Genomic DNA, 22,173 nt, shown 5'->3' with positions numbered 1-22,173 from the left:
GCCCTCAGACTCGCCCCTCGTCGCGCTCGAAGAAGCGGTAGATGACGCCGGACAGGGCCGCGCCGACGATAGGCGCCACCCAGAACAGCCACAACTGCGCCAGCGCCTTGCCTTCGCCCGAGAAGGCGAGGGCTAACGCTGGACCTGTGCTGCGGGCCGGATTCACCGAGGTATTGGTGACCGGGATCGAGATCAGATGGATCAGGGTCAGCGCCAGACCGATGGCCAGACCGCCGGCCACGGCGGTGCCGCGCTTGTCCGTGACGCCAAGGATGATGAACAGAAACATCATGGTCATGACGATTTCAGTCACCAGTCCGGCCACGAGTCCGTAACCCTGCGGCGACAGCTCACCATAACCGTTCACGGCCAGACTGTCGGCCGCGAGAGCGAAGGTCGCCTGACCGTCCTTGTACAGCCCCATATCGCTGGCCACAAAGAGAATCAGAAACGCGGCAACGATGGCCCCCAGCGTCTGCGCCACGACATACAGCGGCAGATCGGCCACGCTGAAGCGACCGCCAACGGCCAGACCAACCGACACGGCCGGGTTGAGATGACAGCCGGAGATATGACCGATTGCGTAGGCCATGGTCAGCACCGTCAGACCGAAGGCCAGGGCGACGCCCAGATAGCCGATGCCCACATCGGGCACGCCGGCGGCAAACACCGCCGCGCCGCAACCGCCCAGAACCAGCCAGAACGTGCCGATGAACTCGGCGAGTAAGCGCTTCATCAATAGCATGACAGCAGGCTCCATAATTTTAATGGCCGATGTAGCCAGTCCAGTCGCTTGGTTCCACCGCCGGGCCTGATGACCCACCCGGCGGGTGCCCGCACGGCCTATTTGCCCTGGGGAGCGACGTCCTCGTTGGAGCTGTCGGAGCTGAAATTGAAGAAGGTATAGATCGGGCAGAAGCGGAAGTAAGCGGTGGCGAGCAGGACCGCGCCGAGGATTCCGCCGAACCAGCTACTGCCGCGAAAGACGGCGACGATCAGGAGAACGCCGACAAGCGCGCGGATCAGACGATCGATGTTGCCGACGTTGTGCTGGGTGATATCGAAATGCATAACCTGTGCTCCAGTGGTTGGGGATGGATCGCTCTTGGCCTCCGTGCCGTTCTGTTTCGCGCACCGTCCGACAGTGCGCAGGCGCGGCGCTTCCCACGGCGGGCGTGACGACATCGCGCGTCTCACATATCCCGCTTGACGTCTCTTGCCGTCTCGCTCACGGCACCGCCGCCGCGCTGGATATCCTTGCCGGCGCCCTCCATGGTATTGCAGCCGAACAATCCGCTGATCGTGATCAGCAGCATCAGTGCCAGTGTCAGTGCCGGAAGCTTGTTCATCATCGTCACCTGTTGTCGTCGCCATCGGTTGGCGTTGCATTACGGCCGGTCAGTCCTGCATGTATCTGCGCCGGGTTTGGCCAACCCTAGGCCATGTGGGCCGCGCCTGTCGGTGCGCTAGCGAACTTAAGTTACTGAACTGGAACCGCTGAGATCGCCTGACGATCTGTCCGTACCGACCGGCTATCAGCTATCATCAGAGCCATACTGTTGTCGGAAGCCCCGCTTGACCAAGCGGCCGGCCGGTCATGCGATGACCGATCCTTACCACCTGCGGACAGGCACCCAACCCATGTTCGGCTTCCTCCAGGGTCTGGCCTACGGGCTCTTTCTCTCCTGCCTGCCGTGGTTGATCCTCGGCCTGATCAACCCGCACGCCGCGCTGCCCAGCGAGCCGTTCACGCGGCTGCGGGTGCTGATTCGCTATTGGCTCGTCGTGCCCTTCATCGCCCTGCTCATCTGGCTCACCTCGTTGTGGGGCGGCTTCGGCCCGACCCTGGGCGGATGGCTGACCGGTCTGGCGGCGCTGGCGGCGGCGATCCCCGCCGAGCGGGCGTGGCGGCGTCGGCGTCTGACCCTGGCCGAGCGCCGGCGCGCGGCCCGGCAGGCGGCACTGGCGACACAGGAACAGGCCGCACTGGAACGCGAGGCCCGCGAGCAGGGAATCGCCGTGCTCGATCCTGCCCGCCCGCCGGTGGAGAGCGATACGGTGATTCTCGCGCTCTGGGAGGCCAAAAAACGTCTGCTGGCGGTGGAGCGTCCCGATCTGGCCATCCAGTCCGACCGGCTCTATACCCGCTATGCGCATGTGGACGGAATGCTGCGCGGCAAATTCGATCCAAACGAACTAACCTTCGAGCGCTCCCGGGGTCTGGTGGGCGAGGTCACCCGGACGGCGGTGGATAATCTGAACACCATGGCCTCGATCGCCCGTGGCGTGGCCGAGGTGGACGCGGACTATGTGCGCCGTCGTCTGTCCCAGGAGCCGGCCCGGATGCCGGACGAGGAGCGCCTGGCCCTGACCCGGCGACTCGATCTGGTTGAGCAGACCGAGCAGCGCCTGCGCGAGTTGAGCGCGCGCAACGAGGCCGCCATCACCGCCCTGGACGACGCCGCCGTGGCCGTGGCGGCGGTGGAGACCGACCGGCCCCAGGCGTCGGTCGCGGCGGATCAGGCGCTGGCCGATCTGCGGCGCTTCGCGGAGAAGGCGCATCACTACGGGCGCGATGCCTGAAGATCCGCCGAGGCTCCGCGCCCCCCCCCCCCCCGACAACGACCGGCCGGCACCTGACGCGAGGAACCCCCGCATGAGCACATCCAAGACCCTGCAAACGACCGACGATTCCGGCTTCAATCTGTCGCTGCCCCCGGCAGCGGAGATCGAAGCGCGGGTGAAACAGGAGACCGACCCCGAGACCACGTTGGACGACCCCGCGCTACTCGCCATGGCCGATGCCTTCGTGGCCGAGGTGCTCAAGGCGACGGACCAGGACGGCATCGACCGCCGTCAGCGTCAGGCGGTGGACGACATGGGCCTGGAAGTGCAGCGTCAGGCGGCCCATCGCAGTCAGATGCTCCAGGCACCGATCCGCAAGCTCGCCCACCAGGGCGATGAGGGCGGACCTGTAGCGCGCTCGCTGGTGGATCTACGTATTCGGATGCAGGAGCTCGATCCCCAGCGCTACGACCTGAGCCGGGCGGGCCTGTCGCGGCTCCTGGCCCTGATCCCCGGCATCGGCACGCCGCTGCAACGCTATTTCCAGAAATTCGAGACGGCGCAGGAGGCGCTCGACGGCATCATCAAGGATCTGGAGTCCGGCAAGCAGATGCTGCATCGGGACAACCTGACCCTGAGCGACGATCAGCAGTCACTGCGCGACAGCCTGGATCAGTTGCGCCGCCAGATCGGGCTGGGCCGGATCATCGACCGGCGTCTGGAAGACAAGGCGCTGGAGCTGCCCCAGGACGATCCCAAGCGCCGTTTTCTCGATGAGGAACTGCTGTTTCCGCTACGCCAGCGCATCCTGGATCTGCAACAGCAGCTGGCGGTCAGTCAGCAGGGCATCATGGCTCTGGAAGTGGTCATCCGGAACAACCGCGAGCTGATGCGCGGCGTGGATCGGGCCATCAATGTCACGGTCTCGGCCCTGAATGTCGCGGTCACGGTGGCGCTGGCGCTGGCCAATCAGCGTCTGGTGCTGGATCGGGTGGAAGCCCTGAACACCACGACTTCGAATCTGATCGCCGGCACCGCCAAGGCGCTGCGCACCCAGGGCGTGGAGATCCAGAATCGCGCCGCATCCACGGTGCTCGACATGAAACAGTTGGAGCAGGCGTTCACGGACGTGATCGGTGCCATCGATGAGGTCTCGCGTTACCGGCGCGAGGCGCTGCCCCAGCTCGATGCCCAGATCGACCGTCTTGAAGTGCTGGCGAATCAGGGCGATGCCGCCATCCAGCGCATGGACAAGGGCGATGCCGCCCAAGTGGGTCGGGCGATCACTCAGTAGGATCGGGGGCCGTGCGGTTAACCAGGAGATCCGGCTGTTTTATTGCGGCGCACAAAACAGGTAGGATGCACAGGTTAGCGCGAATCGTCCGAAGCCTCTGGATCGCCGCGTATTCGCCCAGTCTCCAACAGCCAACCGTCTCGGGTATCGACGATGAGAATCAGCGTATATCGCTACAATCCGGACACCGACCCGCGTCCCCGGATGCAGGACTACGAGGTCAAGACCTTCCAGGGCATGATGTTGCGTGATGCACTGCTGGAAGTGAAGAAGCAAGACGAGTCCTTCAGCTTTCGTCACTCCTGCGGCGAGGGTGTCTGCGGGTCGGACGCGGTCAACGCCAATGGTCGCAACGTGCTGGCCTGTGTCACGCCGATCACTGAGCTGAAGACGCCGATCGCGGTGCGTCCGTTGCCGGGGCGTCCGGTCATCCGCGATCTGGTCGTCGACATGACCCAGTTCTACGAACAGTATCGCGCGGTCAAGCCCTATCTGGTGCGCAAGGATCCGCTGCCCGAGCAGGAGATCCCGCAGAGTCCGGCTGATCGCGACAAGCTCGACGGACTCTATGAGTGCATCCTCTGCGGCTGCTGTTCCACCGCCTGTCCGTCGTTCTGGTGGAATCCCGACAAGTTCCATGGGCCGGCGGCACTGTTGCAGTCCTGGCGCTTCCTGGCCGACAGCCGCGATCAGGCGACCGAAGAGCGGCTCGATGCGCTGGAAGGACCGTACAAGCTGTTCCGCTGCCACAGCATCATGAACTGCGTCGAGGTCTGTCCCAAGGGACTCAATCCGACCCGCGCCATCGGGCACATCAAGGAGCTGATGCTCGAAAAGGGGCTATAAGTGGTTGACCCGAGCGAATCACGGCCGCTTCCCACCGATGACGCACGGGAGCTGCAACGTCTGCGCTGGCAGTGTCGGCGCGGGATGCTGGAGCTGGATCATCTGCTCGCGCGCTTTCTCGATCTCGGCTATGCCGAGTTGTCCGAGAGCGAGCGGCAGGATTTCCTGGCGCTACTCGGCGAACCGGATCCGCATCTGAGCGACTGGTTCATGGAGCGTTCCGAGCCGCCCGAACCGCGTCAGCGTGCACTCGTTGCACGGATCCTCGCGGTCGTGAGCGAGTCGCCACGCGCAGTCTAGTCCATGGATACGCATCGAGCGTATCCGCCACTCGTACTGTTCCCGCGTGTTTCGCGCCGGCTCGTGTTCCTGGCCGTTGCAACACCGATGCTGGCGCTGGCTGTGATCCTGGCGCTACCGCTCGGCTGGCTGACTCTGCCGCTGATCTCGGCCGTATTGCTGGGCGCCCTGCTGACGCTGTTGGGTGATGTGCTCGGGCGTGCGCCTTGGTCGATCCGGTGCGCAATCTGGCACCCGGATGGATTCTGGACGCTGAGGCTCGTCTCCGGACGCGAGATCGAAGCCCGGCTCTCGCCCGCGACCTTCGTCAGTACGCTGGGCGTGGCGCTCGTGTTCATCGTCGAGGGTTCCTGGTGGCGGCGACGCACGCTGGCGCTGCCCCCGGACTCGCTCGATCCCGAGACGCTGCGCCGTCTGCGCCAACGTTTGCGACTCGCCGGCGAGCGTGTTGAGATAGCCTGAAGGTCGAGTAACAGCGGATTTCATTCGGACTGAACGGAGCACACAAGACATGCGAGTTCTAGTGACCGGCGGGGCCGGCTACATCGGCAGCCACACATGCCTGGAGCTGCTGCAGGCGGGTATCCATGTCGTAGTAATCGACAATCTCTGCAACAGCCGGGAGGAGTCCCTGCGCCGTGTCGGCGAGATCACGGGGCAGGCTGTGGGCTTCTTCGAGGTCGATCTGCGCGATCGTGAAGCCCTCGGCGAGATCTTCAGCCAGGGCCGGTTCGATGCCGTGATCCATTTCGCCGGACTCAAGGCGGTGGGTGAGTCGGTGGCGCAGCCATTGGAGTATTACGACAACAACGTCCAGGGCACCCTGACGCTCTGTCAGGTGATGGCCGAAGCCGGGGTGCGCAACCTCGTCTTCAGCTCATCGGCGACCGTCTATGGCGATCCGACGAGCGTGCCGATCCGTGAGGATTTCCCCGTCGGGGCGACCAATCCCTATGGGCGCTCGAAGCTGTTCATCGAGGAGATCCTGCACGATCTGCATGTCTCCGATCCGCGCTGGAACATTGCGCTGCTGCGCTATTTCAATCCGGTCGGAGCGCATGAGAGCGGGCGCATCGGCGAGGATCCGAACGGGATCCCGAACAATCTGATGCCCTATATCGCTCAGGTGGCGGTCGGGCGGCTCCAGCGGTTGCGCGTCTTCGGCAACGATTATCCGACGCCGGACGGAACCGGGGTGCGTGACTATATCCATGTGGTGGATCTGGCGCGAGGTCATCTGGCCGCCCTGCACAAGCTGCAAGAATCGCCGGGCGTGGTCACTTACAATCTCGGGACCGGTCGCGGCTACAGTGTGCTGGAGGTGATCGCGGCCTTCGAGCGGGCGAGCGGTCGTGCCGTCCCTTATGACATCGTCGAGCGCCGGTCCGGTGACATCGCCTGCTGTTATGCCGACCCGTCGCTTGCGCGCGACGAGCTGGGCTGGAGTGCCGAATACGATCTGGAGCGTATGGTGGTCGATGCCTGGCGCTGGCAGTCGCAGAATCCGGACGGTTACTGAGCGCGGCTTGGCGCTGTCCCATTAGTTCATTGTCGTGCGCCGCCCATCAGCGGCGTCGTAGTTTTTTGTTTTTCGTCAGGAGGCCGGATGGCCATCAAATCAGATCGCTGGATACGACGCATGGCCGTCGAGCATGGGATGATCGATCCCTTCGAACCGGGCCAGGTGCGTGAAGGCGAGCATGGGCGCGTGATCTCCTATGGCACGTCGAGCTACGGCTACGACGTGCGCTGCGCCGATGAGTTCAAGATCTTCACCAACATCAACTCAGCGATCGTCGATCCCAAGAACTTTGATTCCAACAGCTTCGTCGACCTCAAATCCGACGTCTGCATCATTCCGCCGAATTCGTTTGCGCTGGCGCGCACGGTGGAGTACTTCCGTATCCCCCGGAATACGCTGATCGTGTGCGTTGGAAAAAGCACGTATGCAAGGTGTGGAATTATAGTCAACGTGACCCCTTTGGAACCTGAATGGGAAGGTCATGTCACGCTGGAGTTCTCCAACACCACGCCGCTACCGGCGAAGATCTACGCCAATGAGGGTGTGGCGCAGATCCTGTTCTTCGAGTCCGACGAGGTCTGCGAGACGTCCTACAAGGATCGCGGCGGCAAGTACCAAGGGCAGCGCGGCGTGACCCTGCCCAGATCCTGAGTCAGGGATCACGGCCTGAACCGAGCGGCGTTTGGTTCAGGCCACTGTTTGCGTGTGTGGCGAGGTCTGGGGCCGCCTCAGAGCTTCGGCAGTACGATGGGGTCGCGCTTCTTGGGATTGTGGCGATAGAGCGCGGCGACGTTGCCGATGCGATTGATGAGGTCCGCGCCGGTGCGCTCGCAGATCAGGCCGATGGCGGCATCACGCTCGTCACGGTCGCCGGCGTTGATGCGGACCTTGATCAGTTCATGATGGTCGAGTGCAATCTCGATCTCGGCCAGGACCGGCTCGGTGATGCCGTACTGACCAACGAGTACGACGGGCTTGAGATGATGGACCTGGGGCTTGAGCCAGCGTTTCTGTTTCTCGGTGATGGGCATGGGGTCGATCTTTAGGGGTGTGAACGGGAGGACGCCGCTTCGGCGGGCATCCGTCATGATGCTCGAACGAGTCGGGCCGACATCCTACTTGAATTTCCATCCCAGCGTGGTGTGCGTTGGTTCGCCGCCCGGCGACTGCTACAATCCCAGCCCTTTCATCACCGGCCACGCGAGCCTGGGAGACGCCTTGTCCTCGCTCATCGATCATCGCTACCTCATCAGCCCCGGCGGCTCACTGCGCGGACGTCTGCGCGTGCCGGGCGACAAGTCGATCTCGCATCGCTCCATCATGCTCTCGGCCATCGCCGAGGGGCGCACCCAGGTCAGCGGTTTCCTGGAAGGGGCCGATGCCCTGGCCACACTCGCGGCCTTCCGTGCCATGGGCGTCTCGATCGAGGGTCCGAGCGACGGCGAGCTGGTGATCGAGGGCGTGGGGATGCGCGGTCTGCGCGCGCCCGACACGACGCTCGATATGGGCAACTCGGGCACGGCCATGCGGTTGCTCGTCGGACTGCTGGCGGGGCAGGGGTTCACGGCCACACTGGTGGGCGATGACTCGCTGACGCGCCGTCCGATGCGCCGCGTCACCGAGCCGCTGGCACTGATGGGCGCTCAGATCCGCACCAGTCCGACCGGCACAGCGCCCCTGACCATCGAGCCGGTGGACCATCTGAACGGCCTCGAATACCGCCTGCCGATGGCCAGCGCCCAGGTCAAATCCTGCCTGATGCTGGCGGGACTCTATGCCGAGGGCGAGACCTGTATCGTCGAACCCGAGCCGACGCGCGACCACACTGAGCGCATGCTGACCGCCTTCGGTTACTCAGTACGCCGCCAGGGACTGCGCGTCTGTCTCACCGGCGGCGGACGCCTGACCGCCTGCCGACTGCGCATCCCGGCCGACATCTCATCGGCCGCGTTCTTTCTGGTCGGCGCCAGCATCGCGCCCGGCTCGGATCTGCTGCTCGAAGCCGTCGGCATCAACCCGACCCGAGTCGGCGTCATCAACATCATGCGCGCCATGGGCGCCGACATCGAACTGCTCGACAAGCGCACCGCCGGCGGCGAGCCGGTGGCCGACATCCGCGTCAAGTCGGCCCGGCTGCGCGGCATCCGGATTCCGGTCGATCAGGTGCCGCTGGCCATCGACGAATTCCCCGCGCTCTTCATCGCTGCCGCCTGCGCCGAGGGCGAGACGGTGCTGACCGGCGCCGAAGAGCTGCGCGTCAAGGAGAGCGACCGCATCCAGGTCATGGCCGATGGCCTGACCAAGCTCGGCATCCAGGCCGAACCGACCCCGGACGGCATCCGCATCCAGGGCGGCACCCTGGGTTCGGCCACAGGCGAGAACGCCATCGAGGCCCACGGCGACCACCGCATCGCCATGTCCTTTGCCATCGCCGGACTGCGCGCCAGTGGGCCGATCGAGGTGCGCGACTGCGCCAATGTCGAGACCTCCTTCCCCGGCTTCCCGCAACTGGCCTCAAACGCCGGGCTGACGATCGAGGAACAGCGTCCATGACCCCGATCCTCACCATCGACGGTCCCTCCGGCACCGGCAAGGGCACGCTCATGCAGCGCCTGGCCGAACGGCTCGGCTGGCACGCGCTCGACAGCGGCGCGCTCTACCGAGTGCTGGGTCTGGCGGCCGGTCGCCAGGGACTGGATCTCGACGACCCTGAGGCGCTGACTCCGCTGGCCGCCGCCCTGCCGGTCGAGTTCCAGGCCGGACGGGTGCTCCTGTCCGGCGAGGACGTCAGCGATGCCATCCGCACTGAAGAGGCCGGCATGGCCGCCTCGCGCGTGGCCGCCCATCCGGGCGTGCGCGCGGCGTTGCTCGACTGGCAGCGCCGCTTCGCCCGCGCGCCTGGCCTGGTGGCCGACGGACGCGACATGGGCACCGTGGTCTTTCCTCAGGCACGACTGAAGATCTTTCTCGATGCCAGCCCCGAGATCCGTGCCGAACGCCGCTATAAACAGTTGAAGGAGAAGGGGGTGGATGCTAACCTCCCGCAACTTGTAGCGGACATCCGCGAACGGGACGCGCGCGACCGGTCCCGCCCGGTGGCACCCCTGTGTCCCGCCGAGGATGCCGTATTGGTGGATTCCACCCAGATGTCCATTGCTGAAGTGCTCGATCGAGTCCTGGAAGAGGTTAGGCGCGTCTTCCCGGAAGCGATCGCCCGAGGCTCCTAAGATCGCCGGCATCCGGCCAGTCCAATCCCTTGGATTGGCTGCGAACAGCGGTCTGAAACAGGTAGGGTCGACGTGGAGAGCGTCGACCTTTTCGTTTACTTAAAACACCCCTCGTCCCGGATGGGATGGGTCAGCGCGCCATTCTCAGGATACTTGGATCTCATGACCGAAAGCTTCGCCGAACTCTTCGAACAAAGTCTGAACACCACCCAGCTCCAGCCGGGTACCATCGTCGTCGGCACCGTCATCGACATCACCGCCGACAACGTCGTGATCAATGCCGGACTCAAGTCCGAAGGCATCATTCCCCGCAGTCAATTCATCAGCCCCGAGGGCGAGCTGGAAGTGGCGATCGGCGACGAGGTCGAAGTGGCCCTCGACGCCGTCGAAGACGGCTTCGGCGTGACCCGTCTCTCGCGCGAAAAGGCCAAGCGCTTCGCCGCCTGGGATTATCTGGAGAAGGCGTTCGAGAACGCCGAGACCGTCAAGGGTCTCATCAACGGCAAGGTCAAGGGCGGCTTCACCGTCGACCTGGGCACGGTGCGTGCCTTCCTGCCCGGTTCGCTGGTCGACGTGCGCCCGGTGCGCGACACCACCTACCTCGAAGGCAAGGAACAAGAGTTCAAGGTCATCAAGCTCGACCGCAAGCGCAACAACGTCGTGGTCTCGCGCCGCGCCGTGGTCGAGGAAGAGTACAGCGCCGAGCGCGATCAACTGCTCAAAAACCTGGAAGAGGGCATGGAAGTCAAGGGTGTGGTCAAGAACCTCACCGACTACGGCGCCTTCCTGGATCTGGGCGGCATCGACGGCCTGCTGCACATCACCGACATGGCTTGGCGTCGCGTCAAGCATCCGTCGGAAGTGGTCGAGATCGGCGACGAGATCAGCGTCAAGGTGCTCAAGTTCGATCGTGAGCGTCAGCGCGTTTCGCTCGGCCTCAAGCAGATGGGCGAAGACCCGTGGGTCAACATCTCGCGCCGTTATCCTGAGAGCACCCGCGTCTTCGGTAAGGTCACGAACATCGCCGACTACGGCTGCTTCGTCGAGATCGAAGAGGGCGTCGAGGGTCTGGTGCACGTCTCCGAGATGGACTGGACCAACAAGAACATCCATCCCTCCAAGGTCGTCAACTTGGGCGACGAGGTCGAGGTCATGGTGCTGGACATCGACGAGGAGCGTCGCCGCATCTCGCTCGGCATCAAGCAGTGCGCCATGAACCCCTGGGAGGAGTTCGCCGTCACCCACAAGAAGGGCGATCACGTCTCCGGCAAGATCAAGTCGATCACCGATTTCGGTATCTTCATCGGTCTGGACGGCGGCATCGACGGCCTGGTGCATCTGTCCGACATCTCCTGGGACGAGGCCGGCGAGAACGCCCTGCGTCGCTACAAGAAGGGCGATGAACTCGAAACCGTGGTGCTGTCGGTCGACCCCGAGCGTGAGCGCATCTCGCTCGGCGTCAAGCAGCTCGACAAGGATCCGTTCTCCAGCTTCGTCGCTCTGCACGAGAAGGGCAGCGTCGTGACCGGCGTGGTCGCCGAGGTCGATGCCAAGGGCGCGACCATCACGCTCGGCGAGGGCGTCGAAGGCTATCTGCGCGCCTCCGAGATCTCGCGTGACCGCGTCGAAGACGCGCGCGCCGTGCTCAAGGTCGGCGAAGAGATCGAGGCCAAGTTCCTGGGCGTCGATCGCAAGAACCGCACCCTGTCGCTGTCGATGAAGGCCAAGGACGTCGAGGAAGAGCAGAGCGCCATCAAGGGCTATTCGCGTGACGCGGCCAGCGCCGCCACCACGCTCGGCGACCTCCTCAAGGAGCAGATGGAAGAGGCTCAGCGCGGCAACTGAGGCTGAGATCCTCTAGACCATGAGGATACGGGGACCGCGCCGCCACGGGGCGGTCCCCGATCGATTTTTCCAGGAGTCGCCCCATGACGAAATCGGAGCTGATCGACATTCTGGCCGCCGACCAGGACCATCTCCCTTACAAAGACGTCGAGGAGGCGGTCAGAAAGATCCTCGAGCGCATGAGCACGGCGCTCGCTACCGGGGAGCGGATCGAGATCCGGGGGTTCGGCAGTTTCTCGCTGCATTACCGCCCGCCACGCATCGGACGCAATCCCAAGACGGGTGAGTCGGTCGCCCTGGCCGCCAAACACGTCCCGCACTTCAAGCCGGGCAAGGAACTGCGCGATCGCGTCAACCTGGCCTTCCAGGATTCTCAGTCGCCTGATTCCGCTGTTTCGTCCGATGACGGCGATGAGCGGCGTATCCCGATGTCGGCCCTCGGCTGATCCCTCCGAACCAGGTTCGGCGCGGCCGTCCGTGCCAAGACGTCGACCTGGACCTCTCCAGACACCCCATTCCGATTCGGCCGGCGACGAGTCCAGGCGTGCGCCTTACTGTGCCGGACGCTCATCGACCGGCATCGCGTCGCGATCGTCCCGGATCAGGGCGCGTTTGCCCGGAAAGCGGCAGACGAAGCGCGAACCGCGTCCAAGCTCGCTCATGATCCTGAGTCGTCCATCGTGCCGGTTGAGCACATGCTTGACGATGGCCAGCCCCAGACCCGTTCCGCCCGATTCGCGCGAGCGCGCGCGGTCGACGCGGTAGAAACGCTCGGTCAGCCGCGGCAGGTGCTCGGGCGGAATGCCCGGACCGTCGTCGCTGACACTGAATTCGACCCCATCGATCCCACGCTGCCAGACGACCTGGATGCGCGTGCCGTCGGGTGTGTGCTTGACGGCGTTGAAGACCAGATTGGAGAACGCACTGCGCAGTTCGGGCGGACTGCCGAGCAGCAGCAGATCCTCTTCGATCCGGCTCTCGAAACCATGCCGGCCATTGCTCAGCGCCTGAGCCTCCTGCAGGATCAGATGCAGCTCGTCGGGAACGTCCACCGACTCCTGTTCCTCGGAACTCTCGCGCATCTCCAGCCGTGAGAGCGTCAGCAGATCCTCGATGATCGAGCACATGCGGTCGGTCTGGTTGCGCATCAGGGTCAGCGGACGCCGATGCGGGGTCGGCGTGCCGGGCGCGTCGAGCAGGGTCTCCAGGAACCCGGCGATCACGGTCAGGGGCGTGCGCAGTTCGTGCGAAGCGTTGGCGACGAAATCGCGCCGGATCATGTTGAGATGATAGATCTTGGTGATGTCACGCCCGACCACTAACCGTTGCTTCTTGCGCTCGCCGAAGGGCGTGATGCGTAGCGAGAGCATGATGGCGCGGTTGTGTTCGGGCGCGATGTCGAGCGGGCGCATGTACTCGCCCGCCTCGATGAAGGGCAGGATCTCGGGCTGGGTCAGGATCTCGGTGAAGGGACGCCGATCGTCCTCCGGCCAACGGATGTTCATCAGCTTGGCCGCGGCCGGATTGGCCCACTCGACGCGATGCTGTTTGTCGAGGATGACCAGGGCATCGGGCACAGCGTTGGCGGCCTCGCGAAAACGCCGGCTGAAGCGGATCTGACGCTTGCGGCTCTTACGCCCGCGTTGCTGATAGCGTGCGATCCCGCGATAGACCTCGCCCCAGAGTCCGAGCGGGAAGGGCGGGGCGAGTCGATGCTGGCGCCGGATCAGGAGCGCGAGCCGGATCAGCAGCCAGGGATGACGCAGCAGGGTCGGGAGCAGGATCCAAGGCCAGATCCAGGCTGGGTCGAGGCCGAATGCGGTGATGAGCAGGCCCAGCGCGACCGGCACCAGCAGCAGCCCGAGATCGAGCAGCAGGGCTCGTCCCAGATCGCCCCGAACCGACGCCGGATAGCGTGCGCCGCTCAAGTCTTGTCCGAGAAACGATAGCCGACGCCACGCACGGTTTGCAGCAGCCGGTCGTGTCCGGTCGGCTCCAGCGCCTTGCGCAGACGGCGCACATGCACATCCACGGTGCGCTCTTCGACATAGACCTGATCGCCCCAGACCTGATCGAGCAGCTGCGAACGGCTGAAGGCGCGATCGGCATGGGCCATGAAGAAGTGCAGCAGCCGGTATTCGGTCGGTGCAACCTCGATCGGGCGACCGCCAGCCGTGACCCGATGCCCGAGATTGTCCATCACCAGACCGCCGATCTCGATCTCGTCGGTGGCCTCGTCCGGCTTCGCGCGCCGCAGCACCGCCTTGACGCGCGCCACCATCTCGCGCGGCGAGAAAGGCTTGGCGATATAGTCGTCGGCGCCGGTGTCGAGTCCCTTGACCCGATCTTCTTCCTCGCCGCGCGCGCTGATCATGATGATCGGGATCGACTTGGTCTTGGGGTTCTGTTTGAGCTGCTGCGCCAGCTCCAGCCCGGAGCGTCCGGGCAGCATCCAGTCGAGCAGGATGAGATCCGGGGTCTCGTTGCTCAACAGCTTGCGCGCCTCGTCGGCGTGACCGGCCTCCATGACGCGGAAGTCCGAACTCTCGAGCGCGAACCGCATCACCTCGCGGATGTCTGGCTCGTCATCGATGACAAGAATGGTGGTCATGGGGAAGGAACCTGAAGACTGAAATGGAACAGCGCGCCTGCGCTGGAGGACGATCGATTTTATTGACGATCGATGACGGTTCTGTGACTGTAGGGTCCGAACCGCCCTCGAATCGCGCCCCGATCTTGTCGAATTCGCGCGGGGGGACTAGTGTAACCCCCTCACGACACGAGAGATGCCCGGCGAATCCGCATCGCGCGCATCGAGGAGATTCTGAGATGAGTGAAGGCGACATCCTGAAACGCGAACCGATCTATCAGGGCAAGGTCATCGAAGTGGCCGTCGAGTCGGTCGAACTTCCCGACGGCAGTCAGGTCGAGCTGGAGATGGTGCGCCATCCGGGCGGCGCGGCGGCCGTGGCGCTCGATGAGCAGGAGCGCGTCTGTCTGCTGCGTCAATTCCGTCACGCGGCCCGGGGCTGGATCTGGGAACTGCCGGCAGGCCGCCTCGATCCGGGCGAGACCCCGCTGTCGACCGCGCGCCGCGAGCTGGCCGAAGAGGCCGGCCTGCAGGCCGACGACTGGATCGATCTCGGTTCCCTGTACAGCTCGCCCGGCATCTTCAATGAAGTCATCCATCTGTGGCTGGGGCGCGGTCTGACCGAGCTGCCGCACGCTCATGAGCACGGCGAGGTGATCGAGATCCACTGGATGCCGCTGAGTCAGGCGCTCGACTGGTGCGACGACGGCACCATCCGCGATGGCAAGACACTGGTCGGACTCTATCGCGCCGGCGCCTATCTGCGCAGTCAGGCCGAGATGCTCTCGGAGGATCCGGGGTGTTGAGTGTCCGCATTGCCGTTCGTGGCCCGACCGACGTAGACTTGCTGTTTGGCGCTCAGATCGCGCCACCACGGACAACAGAGGCGCGACATTCACGCAATGACACCCGATAGAGACACAGGTGAGCCGGACTGGGACACCCCCCTGTCCCTGACGCTCACGCCCGGTCTGCTCTTCCATGCCCTCATGTCGACGGCCAGCGCGGTGCATACCGGCTGGAGCAGTTGTATCGACGACAGCCTGGTGCTCACCAATCAGGTCGCCATGGACGATCAGGCCGGCCACTATGTCCGACTGGTCGAACAGGAGTTCGTCGAAGACGACCGGCCCGACATGGTCTGGCACGACTGGACGCTGGAGGTTCGCATCGGTTCGGTGCTGATCACCGGGCACTGGCAGTTTCCGGCCACCTCGCATCCATCCGAATGGGACTGGAACGCCCGCGAGGCCGAGCGTGCCTTCGAGCGCGCCTGCGTCCTGATCGGCCGGCGTGTGCGACGCAGCATCCAGGTCGAGGAGCCGATCCTGGAAGACATGCCGCGTGCGCGCCGTCACTGAGCTGGTCCGACCGGCTCGTCACCCACCGGAGAGGTTCTCGTCAACTACCCCGCCCTGAAGGGCGGAGCTTGTGAGAGCAAGCTGGGTTGACCAGCCTCAGCCCGCCTGACCAGGACGGTCGAAAGGGGCTACGTATGCAACAGGTCGCTAAGACTCACCGGCGGATGCTTCCTCAGTCCGCCGCTCTGAAAGGTCGAGATCATGCAGGCGAAAGGTAAAGCGTCGAAGGTTTTGATCGCCGCGCCAGCGGGAGCCGGTTGCACACATTGGCGAGGGGAGCGTGTGGCGTCGTGAGACGCTGCACCGTCACCAGGCCCTTACGGGCAGAGCCTCACGGCCCGGCAGGTGGAAAGCCTGCACCTGTTTCCGGTGGCTGCACTGTCGTAGCCGCTATCCCTCCCCGCCCTGAAGGACGGGGTTTCTCGCGGAGGAACTGATGAAGGTCACGGTCGATGTGGATATCACCCCCGAGGAAATGCGCAAACTCTTCGGTCTCCCGGACGTCGAAGCCTTTCAGCGCCAGCTCATGGACGACATCCGCGAGCGCATGAATGCAGGGGTCGAGGGCTATGACCCGCTCAAGCTCTTCCAGCCCTATATGGCCGGAACCCTGGCGTCCTGGGACTACTTCCAGAAACTCATGACGAGCCTGCCGGCCTCCGGCTCCAGGACGGATGAGGACAGATCCAAATAGTGTCGGTCAGCGCGTGCGTATGCGGCCGATACGACTCTTGAGCATTCCGCTGGCGCTGCTGGCTGGTCTGGCGGTCGCTCAGGAGTGTGTCGACTGGGACGCCGCGCCCATGCCCGATCCGCGCTACATCCCGATCCAGAACGGCACGGTCTACGACCGGAGCACCCGGCTGATGTGGAAGCAATGTCCCGAGGGTGCGGCGGGGGTCGGCTGTACGGCGGGCGAACCGCAGACATTCAAGCTGGAAGAGGCGAAGCGGCGCGCGCGCGACTGGCGCTTCGCCGGTTATGCCGACTGGCGCCTGCCGACCCAGGACGAACTGCGCTCCCTGCTGTTGCAGCGTTGCCATGGCGTCGGCATCGACGGCGTCACCTTTCCACGCACGCCGGCCGGCCGCTTCTGGACCTCGGACCCGGCGACCTATTATCCGGACAGCGCCTGGACGCTCGATTTTCGCCGGGGCCACCTGGGTTATGGCACGCCGCGCGAGGCCTTCTATGTCCGGCTGGTGCGCGATGCCGAAGCCTGTTCGCCGGCGCGCCCCGCGACCTGTCTACCCTACAGCGAGCGGCGCCTCGAACCCCATGACGGTCGCGAGCCGGGAGCGGAAGGCGGCAACGATCAGGTCGACCCCTGATCCAGATCGATCCGGCGCGGTTCGTCCAGCACCTCGCCATCGAGGTTGGGGCGTCCATCCGCGTCGAGACGCAACCGGCCCTCGGCGAACCAGCGCACCACGGTCGGATAGATGACGTGTTCCTGTTTCAGCACCCGCGCGGCCAGTATGCCTGGGTCGTCTCCGGGCCGTACGGGCACGCGGGCCTGGAGCACCACGGGACCACCGTCGAGTTCGGCCGTGACGAAATGCACACTGGCGCCGTGTTCGGTGTCACCGGCCTCGAGCGCGCGCTTGTGGGTGTGCAGCCCCTGATACTTGGGCAGCAGCGAGGGATGGATGTTGAACAGCCGTCCGCGATAGTGCTCGACGAAAGCCGGCGTCAGGATGCGCATGAAGCCGGCCAAGACCACCAGCCCCGGATCATAGCCATCGATCGCCGCCGCGAGGGCGGCATCGAAGCTGGCGCGATCCGGATAGTCGCGGTGGTTCAGAACCGCAGTCGCCATGCCGTGACGGCGCGCACGCTCCAGGCCGAAGGCCTCCGGCTCGTTGCTGATGACGGCGCGGATCCGAAACGGCGCCCCCTGTTCCTGGGCGTCGATCAGGGCCTGTAGATTGCTGCCGCTCCCCGAGATGAGCGCGACGACCGACAGCGGCGCGCGTTCAGACGGCATGGGCACCGCCGCCCTGGTAGACGACACGCGGCTCGCCCTCGGTGGCTTCGATCCGGCCGATGACCCAGGCGGTCTCGCCCTGTGCGCGCAGGTGAGCCAGCGCGTCATCGGCGGAGTCCGCCGCCACGCACACCACCATCCCGACGCCACAGTTGAAGGTGCGCAGCATCTCGGTCTCGGCGATGCCGCCCTGGGTCTGGAGCCAGTCGAACACCGCCGGACGGGTCCAGGAGTCGAGATCAATGCACGCCTGCGTGCCGGCCGGCAGCACGCGCGGCAGGTTCTCAGTCAGGCCGCCGCCGGTGATATGCGCCAGGGCATGGACGTGCTGCGCCGCGATCAGCGACAGCACCGAGCGCACATAGATGCGCGTCGGCGCCAGTAGCGCCTCGCCCAGCGTCGTCTCACCCAAGGTTTGGCTCAGATCCGCGCCACTGGTCTCGATGACCTTGCGGATCAGCGAATAGCCGTTGGAATGCGGCCCGGAAGCGGCGAGCGCGATCAGCCGGTCGCCCGGCGCGACCCGCTCGGGCTGGATGATGGCATCCTTCTCGACGATGCCGACGCAGAATCCGGCCAGGTCATAGTCGCCCGCGCCGTAGAGTCCGGGCATCTCGGCCGTCTCGCCGCCGGTCAGGGCGCAGCCGGCCAGCTCGCAGCCGCGCGCGATGCCGCTGACGACAGCCGTGGCCACATCCACGTCCAGGCGCCCGGTGGCATAGTAGTCGAGGAAAAACAGCGGCTCGGCGCCGCTGACCAGAATGTCGTTGACGCACATGGCCACCAGATCGATGCCGATGGTGTCGTGACGTCCCAGTTCGATGGCGAGCTTGAGCTTGGTTCCTACGCCGTCGGTACCCGAGACCAGCACCGGCTGACGGAACCGCTCCAGCGGTAATTCGAACAGCGCCCCGAACCCGCCTAGCCCATCGAGCACGCCAGGGCGGCGCGTGGCGGCGGCCAGCGGCTTGATACGCTCGACGAGTCGAGCGCCGGCGTCGATGTCGACACCGGCCGAGCGGTAACTGAGGGCGGTGGATGGGGGGGTTGAATCCTGCGGCACGCGATGGCTCCAGTCTGACGAATCGAGGTGCGCTAGTATACCCGCCATCTTCCGTCAGTGCGTTCCGTAGGCGTAGGCGCTATGAGTCTCTTGAAGCCCAGTGACATCCCCAACATCATCAGCATGATTCGACTGATCACCGTGATTCCGGTGGTCTATCTGCTCGTGGTCCACGAATTCGGCTGGGCCTTGGTTCTGTTTGCCGCCGCCGGGATCTCCGACGGACTCGACGGTTTTCTGGCCAAACACTATGGCTGGCAGAGCCGGCTCGGCGGCCTGCTCGACCCGCTGGCCGACAAGACCCTGCTCGTGTGCTGCTTCCTGGTGCTCGGTGTGCACGACCTCATCCCGCTGTGGCTGGTGCTGGCGGTGATCTTTCGCGATCTGGTCATCATCAGCGGCGCCTTGCTCTACAACTACCGGGTCGCCGAGGTCGAGGCGGCTCCCATCCTCATGAGCAAGGTCAACACGGCCCTGCAGATCCTGCTGGTCGTGGCGGTCATCCTCGATGCCGGGGTCGTGGATCTGCCGGACGCCTTGATTGCCGCGCTGGTCTGGAGTTGCCTGCTCACCGTGGTCGTCAGCGGCACGCAGTACGTCTGGATCTGGAGCCGCAAGGCGATCGCCAACGGCCGGAGGCCGGATTGAACTCAGTCGGCGTCTTCGGATCCCAGCATGATGCGACGCACCAGCGGAATGCTCGGCTGGCGCTGCTCGCGCAGGCTGAGGCTGTCGAGTCGCGCCAGCAGGTCGAGCAGCGAGGCCGGATCGCGTGCGTGGTGGCTCATGATGAAGCGCACCAACTCCGGCGTCAGGCGCATCCCGCGTCCGCGCGCCGATTCGAGCAACAACTGTTCGCAGTCCAGGTCTGGCAGCGGCAGTAGCCGATAACGCGGTCCCCACAGCAGGCGCGAGGCCAGATCCGGCAGGCTGAACGGCAGGCTGTCGGGGGCGGCATCAGTGGCGCCGAGCAGCGAACGCCCCTGTTCGCGCAGCCGGTTGAAGAGATCGAAGAGGGCGCGCTCCCAGGCCGGATCGCCAACGATGCACTGGATGTCATCGATCGCCACCAGATCCATCTGCTCCAGGTTCTCCAGCATCGCCGGGTCCAGATCCGCCATCCCGAGCGGCACGAAATGGGCCTGACGCCCGGAGCGCACGACAGTCTGGCAGGAGGCTTGCAGCAGGTGTGTCTTGCCCGTGCCGCTGGCGCCGAAGAGCAATAGGTAGGGTTCACCCGCGCCCCGCGCCAGCGCCGAGACGGCATCCAGCACCTCGGCGTTCGGCCCCGGCCGATAGGACTCCAGGGTTGGTTCAGGCCGCAGTTCGAGCGGCAGATGGAGTTGCGGGGTCGGGCCGTTCAACTCAGGCCTCGCGCGGGCGTCTCAGCCCACCAGTTTCGAGGCCGTGGTCGCCAGACGCCGACCCAGAGCCTGACAGAGTCGTTTTTCTTCCTCCGTCAGCGGCCGGTCGTTCTCGGTTCCGGCCAGATGCGAGGGACCATAGGGGGTGCCGCCGCTCTGGGTATGCAGCAGATCGGTTTCGCTGTAGGGCAGCCCCATGACCAGCATCCCGTGATGCAGCAGCGGCAGCATCATGCTCAACAGGGTCGATTCCTGCCCGCCGTGCAGACTGGAGGTCGAGGTGAAGACTCCGGCGGGCTTGCCGGCCAGGGCGCCCGACAGCCACAGACTGCTGGTGCCATCGAGAAAATACTTCATGGCCGCCGCCATGTTGCCGAAGCGCGTCGGGCTGCCGAGCGCCAGACCCGCGCAGTCGCGCAGGTCATCGAGATCCACATAGGGCGCGCCGCTGGCGGGGATAGCCGGTTCGCTGGCCTCGCAGACGGTGGAGACGGCCGGCACCGTGCGCAGACGCGCTTCGAGTCCGGCGGCTTCCACACCGCGGGCGACCTGATGCGCCATCTCGGCGGTGGCGCCGTGGCGGCTGTAATAGAGGACGAGGATATGGCTCATGTGGGGGCCGTCCCGGACAGTGTCGGTTGTATGTCCGATGATTTAATCATTCAAAGCCGCGCACGCCAATCGCTATCCTTGATCCGCCGCGGCGATCTGGTGAGAATCGCTGCCACCATCGCGTGCTCTGCCGACGTCCCGGCGCGTGATGCACGACAACAACCTGGGGGATTCAACGATGGACGAGCGAGCCGTTGAGCACAGAGTCTGCTATCGCTGTGTGGTCGCCGGGCGTGTTCAGGGAGTCTTCTTCCGCGCTTCGACACGCGAGCAGGCGATGCGACTGGGACTGACCGGCTATGCGCGCAACCTGAGCGATGGGCGTGTGGAGGTGCTGGCCTGTGGCGAGGCGGCGTCCGTGGCGCAGTTACGCGACTGGCTGCGAATCGGTCCGGCCAGGGCCGACGTGTCGGGTGTGGCCTGCGAGCCGCTGGACTATCAGGGCTGGCCCGGATTCGTCATCGACTGAGCGACGATGGGCCGTTCGCGCCTGGCCGACTCAGTAGCCGCCCGCCTGATAGAGCGGCCGCTCCGCATACTCCACCAGTCGGACGACGCGCGTGGTGAGCCGACCGTCCGGATAGAGCATGAGTTCGCGATAGCCGGGCGGAATCTCGTCAATGGCGAAATCCCGGCTTCGAGGCTCGAATTGAAAGCAGGTCGCGGGGGCGCCCAGCAGCCGGCAGTCGCCATGCCATGCCGAGAATTCCTGATGGACATGCCCAAAGAGCACCGCCTTGACGTGCGGATGACGGTTGCACAGATCGAGCAATGACGCCCCGTTCGCCACACCGATCCGGTCGATCCAGGCGCTGCCGACGGCCGCCGGATGGTGATGTAGACAGATCAGCGCCGGTGCCCGCTCATCGGCCAGCAGGTCGGTGAGTTGCGTGAGCTGGGTCTCGGTCAGACGGCCGCCATCGCTTCCGGGTTCGCTCGAATCGAGAAAGATCAGATTCCAGCCGTCGAGCCGACGCAGGGCCACCGACACCAGCGCCGCCGGACCGAGTTGCTCCATCATCAGCGACTGGATGTCATGGTTGCCGCCGATGCAATAGTACGGGATCCCGGTGCGATTGAGCCGCTCACGCAGATAGCGATAGCCGACCGGGGTTTCGTCGTGCACCAGATCGCCGGTCAGGATCAGCGCGTCCGGTGCCGGGGATTCGGACAGGGCTAGCGCCAGCACGGACTCGAAGCTGCGGCGTGTCGTGATGCCGAGAAGCTGCCCGCCGGGATCACCGAAGAGGTGAGGGTCCGTGAGTTGCAGGAGGCGAAGCGGCATCGCGGATTCCCCAGCCAAGGCGTTGGTCTGTCGCGGATCGGGTTGACGCACTGAGCGAAGCGAAAGCTTGGTGTGTGGCGGCATGTCCGGTTCCGGTCGAGGCGGCGAATGTGAGACTCGAAGCCGTCGAGCCTCCCCGGTTCGCTGTTTATAGCGATCCGCGCCGCCACGTGCGATGAACCCGTTCACAACACTCGAAAAAGCGTTGGCGTCAACGCCCGATACTGTGACAGGCTTCGCATGTCGACAGCAGCGCGGTCACGACACGGATGGCGTGGTGTGCGTTTGTCAGCTTGGGGGCGGACTGGAGTT

General features: G+C 65.0%; 28 protein-coding genes. 17 read left to right on the top strand and 11 right to left on the bottom strand.

All coding sequences use genetic code 11. The features are described from left to right. Positions 1 to 4: 4 nt before the first annotated feature. The 3 genes from aqpZ to ALVIN_RS08205 form a co-directional block, all read right to left on the bottom strand. The gene (gene aqpZ, locus ALVIN_RS08215; RefSeq protein WP_012970864.1) at positions 5 to 745 is read right to left on the bottom strand and encodes an aquaporin Z; all 741 of its coding nucleotides are present in this window, start codon (positions 743 to 745) and stop codon (positions 5 to 7) included. Positions 746 to 843: 98 nt separating this feature from the next. Next, complete coding sequence (locus ALVIN_RS08210; protein ID WP_012970863.1) at positions 844 to 1,071, bottom strand: YgaP family membrane protein; 228 nt, start codon at positions 1,069 to 1,071, stop codon at positions 844 to 846. A 122-nt stretch (positions 1,072 to 1,193) separates the two neighbouring features. Then, a complete protein-coding gene (locus tag ALVIN_RS08205; protein WP_012970862.1) occupies positions 1,194 to 1,352 on the bottom strand; it encodes an entericidin A/B family lipoprotein in 159 nt (52 codons plus the stop codon). A gap of 223 nt (positions 1,353 to 1,575) precedes the next feature. Between ALVIN_RS08205 and ALVIN_RS08200 the strand changes: the two genes are divergently transcribed. The 7 genes from ALVIN_RS08200 to dcd all read left to right on the top strand — a co-directional run bounded on the left by ALVIN_RS08200 (position 1,576) and on the right by dcd (position 7,178). Then, positions 1,576 to 2,583 carry a cobyrinic acid a,c-diamide synthase gene (locus ALVIN_RS08200; protein ID WP_223295189.1) on the top strand — a complete coding sequence of 336 codons (1,008 nt, stop codon included), beginning with the start codon at positions 1,576 to 1,578 and terminating at the stop codon, positions 2,581 to 2,583. A 73-nt stretch (positions 2,584 to 2,656) separates the two neighbouring features. Next, entirely contained in the window at positions 2,657 to 3,859 is a 1,203-nt protein-coding gene (locus tag ALVIN_RS08195) for a toxic anion resistance protein (protein WP_012970860.1), read from the top strand. A gap of 153 nt (positions 3,860 to 4,012) precedes the next feature. Then, the gene (locus tag ALVIN_RS08190; RefSeq protein WP_012970859.1) at positions 4,013 to 4,705 is read left to right on the top strand and encodes a succinate dehydrogenase iron-sulfur subunit; all 693 of its coding nucleotides are present in this window, start codon (positions 4,013 to 4,015) and stop codon (positions 4,703 to 4,705) included. Continuing rightward, the gene (locus tag ALVIN_RS08185) at positions 4,706 to 5,005 is read left to right on the top strand and encodes an FAD assembly factor SdhE (RefSeq protein ID WP_050750311.1); all 300 of its coding nucleotides are present in this window, start codon (positions 4,706 to 4,708) and stop codon (positions 5,003 to 5,005) included. It begins immediately after the preceding gene. Between the two features lie 3 nt (positions 5,006 to 5,008). Beyond that, on the top strand, positions 5,009 to 5,467 hold the full coding sequence (locus ALVIN_RS08180) for a protein YgfX (protein ID WP_012970857.1): 459 nt from the start codon (positions 5,009 to 5,011) through the stop codon (positions 5,465 to 5,467). 49 nt (positions 5,468 to 5,516) lie between these two features. After that, the gene (gene galE, locus ALVIN_RS08175) at positions 5,517 to 6,524 is read left to right on the top strand and encodes a UDP-glucose 4-epimerase GalE (RefSeq protein ID WP_012970856.1); all 1,008 of its coding nucleotides are present in this window, start codon (positions 5,517 to 5,519) and stop codon (positions 6,522 to 6,524) included. 87 nt (positions 6,525 to 6,611) lie between these two features. Beyond that, complete coding sequence (gene dcd, locus ALVIN_RS08170) at positions 6,612 to 7,178, top strand: dCTP deaminase (protein ID WP_012970855.1); 567 nt, start codon at positions 6,612 to 6,614, stop codon at positions 7,176 to 7,178. Between the two features lie 77 nt (positions 7,179 to 7,255). Here dcd and yhbY read toward each other — a convergent pair whose 3' ends face one another. Further along, positions 7,256 to 7,558, bottom strand: a complete 303-nt coding sequence (yhbY, locus tag ALVIN_RS08165; RefSeq protein WP_012970854.1) for a ribosome assembly RNA-binding protein YhbY — start codon at positions 7,556 to 7,558, stop codon at positions 7,256 to 7,258. 187 nt (positions 7,559 to 7,745) lie between these two features. Here yhbY and aroA point away from each other — a divergent pair, with 187 nt between their 5' ends. The 4 genes from aroA to ihfB all read left to right on the top strand — a co-directional run bounded on the left by aroA (position 7,746) and on the right by ihfB (position 12,045). Next, positions 7,746 to 9,080: a 3-phosphoshikimate 1-carboxyvinyltransferase gene (aroA, locus tag ALVIN_RS08160; protein WP_050750365.1), complete on the top strand. Its 1,335-nt coding sequence runs from the start codon at positions 7,746 to 7,748 to the stop codon at positions 9,078 to 9,080. Continuing rightward, positions 9,077 to 9,754 (top strand): (d)CMP kinase, encoded by a 678-nt coding sequence (cmk, locus tag ALVIN_RS08155; RefSeq protein WP_012970852.1) that lies wholly within the window; start codon positions 9,077 to 9,079, stop codon positions 9,752 to 9,754. The genes aroA and cmk overlap by 4 nt, the downstream gene beginning before the upstream one ends. Before the next feature lie 162 nt (positions 9,755 to 9,916). Continuing rightward, entirely contained in the window at positions 9,917 to 11,599 is a 1,683-nt protein-coding gene (gene rpsA / locus ALVIN_RS08150; RefSeq protein ID WP_012970851.1) for a 30S ribosomal protein S1, read from the top strand. A gap of 83 nt (positions 11,600 to 11,682) precedes the next feature. Continuing rightward, positions 11,683 to 12,045, top strand: a complete 363-nt coding sequence (gene ihfB, locus ALVIN_RS08145; RefSeq protein ID WP_012970850.1) for an integration host factor subunit beta — start codon at positions 11,683 to 11,685, stop codon at positions 12,043 to 12,045. 105 nt (positions 12,046 to 12,150) lie between these two features. Here ihfB and phoR read toward each other — a convergent pair whose 3' ends face one another. After that, positions 12,151 to 13,527 carry a phosphate regulon sensor histidine kinase PhoR gene (gene phoR / locus ALVIN_RS08140; protein ID WP_012970849.1) on the bottom strand — a complete coding sequence of 459 codons (1,377 nt, stop codon included), beginning with the start codon at positions 13,525 to 13,527 and terminating at the stop codon, positions 12,151 to 12,153. Continuing rightward, positions 13,524 to 14,210, bottom strand: coding sequence for a phosphate regulon transcriptional regulator PhoB (gene phoB / locus ALVIN_RS08135; RefSeq protein ID WP_012970848.1), 687 nt, complete (start codon positions 14,208 to 14,210; stop codon positions 13,524 to 13,526). Before phoB ends, phoR begins: the two co-directional genes overlap by 4 nt. Positions 14,211 to 14,428: 218 nt before the next feature. Between phoB and ALVIN_RS08130 the strand changes: the two genes are divergently transcribed. From ALVIN_RS08130 to ALVIN_RS08115, 4 genes are all read left to right on the top strand, one after another. Beyond that, on the top strand, positions 14,429 to 14,995 hold the full coding sequence (locus ALVIN_RS08130) for an NUDIX hydrolase (RefSeq protein WP_012970847.1): 567 nt from the start codon (positions 14,429 to 14,431) through the stop codon (positions 14,993 to 14,995). A gap of 96 nt (positions 14,996 to 15,091) precedes the next feature. Continuing rightward, entirely contained in the window at positions 15,092 to 15,550 is a 459-nt protein-coding gene (locus tag ALVIN_RS08125) for a hypothetical protein (protein WP_012970846.1), read from the top strand. A gap of 436 nt (positions 15,551 to 15,986) precedes the next feature. Next, entirely contained in the window at positions 15,987 to 16,244 is a 258-nt protein-coding gene (locus ALVIN_RS08120; protein WP_012970845.1) for a DUF6489 family protein, read from the top strand. A gap of 37 nt (positions 16,245 to 16,281) precedes the next feature. Continuing rightward, positions 16,282 to 16,881 (top strand): Lcl C-terminal domain-containing protein, encoded by a 600-nt coding sequence (locus ALVIN_RS08115; RefSeq protein ID WP_223295188.1) that lies wholly within the window; start codon positions 16,282 to 16,284, stop codon positions 16,879 to 16,881. On the opposite strand, the gene purN is transcribed toward ALVIN_RS08115, so the two are convergent. Further along, complete coding sequence (gene purN, locus ALVIN_RS08110; RefSeq protein WP_012970843.1) at positions 16,866 to 17,537, bottom strand: phosphoribosylglycinamide formyltransferase; 672 nt, start codon at positions 17,535 to 17,537, stop codon at positions 16,866 to 16,868. The two genes, ALVIN_RS08115 and purN, sit on opposite strands and share 16 nt — an antisense overlap. Then, positions 17,527 to 18,600, bottom strand: coding sequence for a phosphoribosylformylglycinamidine cyclo-ligase (gene purM / locus ALVIN_RS08105; RefSeq protein WP_012970842.1), 1,074 nt, complete (start codon positions 18,598 to 18,600; stop codon positions 17,527 to 17,529). The genes purN and purM overlap by 11 nt, the downstream gene beginning before the upstream one ends. An 81-nt stretch (positions 18,601 to 18,681) precedes the next feature. Here purM and ALVIN_RS08100 point away from each other — a divergent pair, with 81 nt between their 5' ends. Further along, entirely contained in the window at positions 18,682 to 19,248 is a 567-nt protein-coding gene (locus ALVIN_RS08100) for a CDP-alcohol phosphatidyltransferase family protein (RefSeq protein ID WP_012970841.1), read from the top strand. A 2-nt stretch (positions 19,249 to 19,250) separates the two neighbouring features. Here ALVIN_RS08100 and hda read toward each other — a convergent pair whose 3' ends face one another. Beyond that, positions 19,251 to 19,964 carry a DnaA regulatory inactivator Hda gene (hda, locus tag ALVIN_RS08095; RefSeq protein ID WP_012970840.1) on the bottom strand — a complete coding sequence of 238 codons (714 nt, stop codon included), beginning with the start codon at positions 19,962 to 19,964 and terminating at the stop codon, positions 19,251 to 19,253. Positions 19,965 to 19,985: 21 nt separating this feature from the next. Beyond that, positions 19,986 to 20,576, bottom strand: coding sequence for an NAD(P)H:quinone oxidoreductase (wrbA, locus tag ALVIN_RS08090; RefSeq protein WP_012970839.1), 591 nt, complete (start codon positions 20,574 to 20,576; stop codon positions 19,986 to 19,988). Between the two features lie 178 nt (positions 20,577 to 20,754). Here wrbA and ALVIN_RS08085 point away from each other — a divergent pair, with 178 nt between their 5' ends. Beyond that, a complete protein-coding gene (locus tag ALVIN_RS08085; RefSeq protein WP_012970838.1) occupies positions 20,755 to 21,045 on the top strand; it encodes an acylphosphatase in 291 nt (96 codons plus the stop codon). A 30-nt stretch (positions 21,046 to 21,075) separates the two neighbouring features. Here ALVIN_RS08085 and ALVIN_RS08080 read toward each other — a convergent pair whose 3' ends face one another. Next, the gene (locus ALVIN_RS08080; RefSeq protein WP_012970837.1) at positions 21,076 to 21,861 is read right to left on the bottom strand and encodes a metallophosphoesterase; all 786 of its coding nucleotides are present in this window, start codon (positions 21,859 to 21,861) and stop codon (positions 21,076 to 21,078) included. Positions 21,862 to 22,173 lie beyond the last annotated feature (312 nt).

Origin of the sequence: Allochromatium vinosum DSM 180, assembly GCF_000025485.1 — a bacterium.
Lineage (GTDB): Bacteria > Pseudomonadota > Gammaproteobacteria > Chromatiales > Chromatiaceae > Thermochromatium > Thermochromatium vinosum.
Note: the sequence above shows the minus strand (reverse complement) of the source record. Positions and strands in the feature narration are given on the sequence as shown.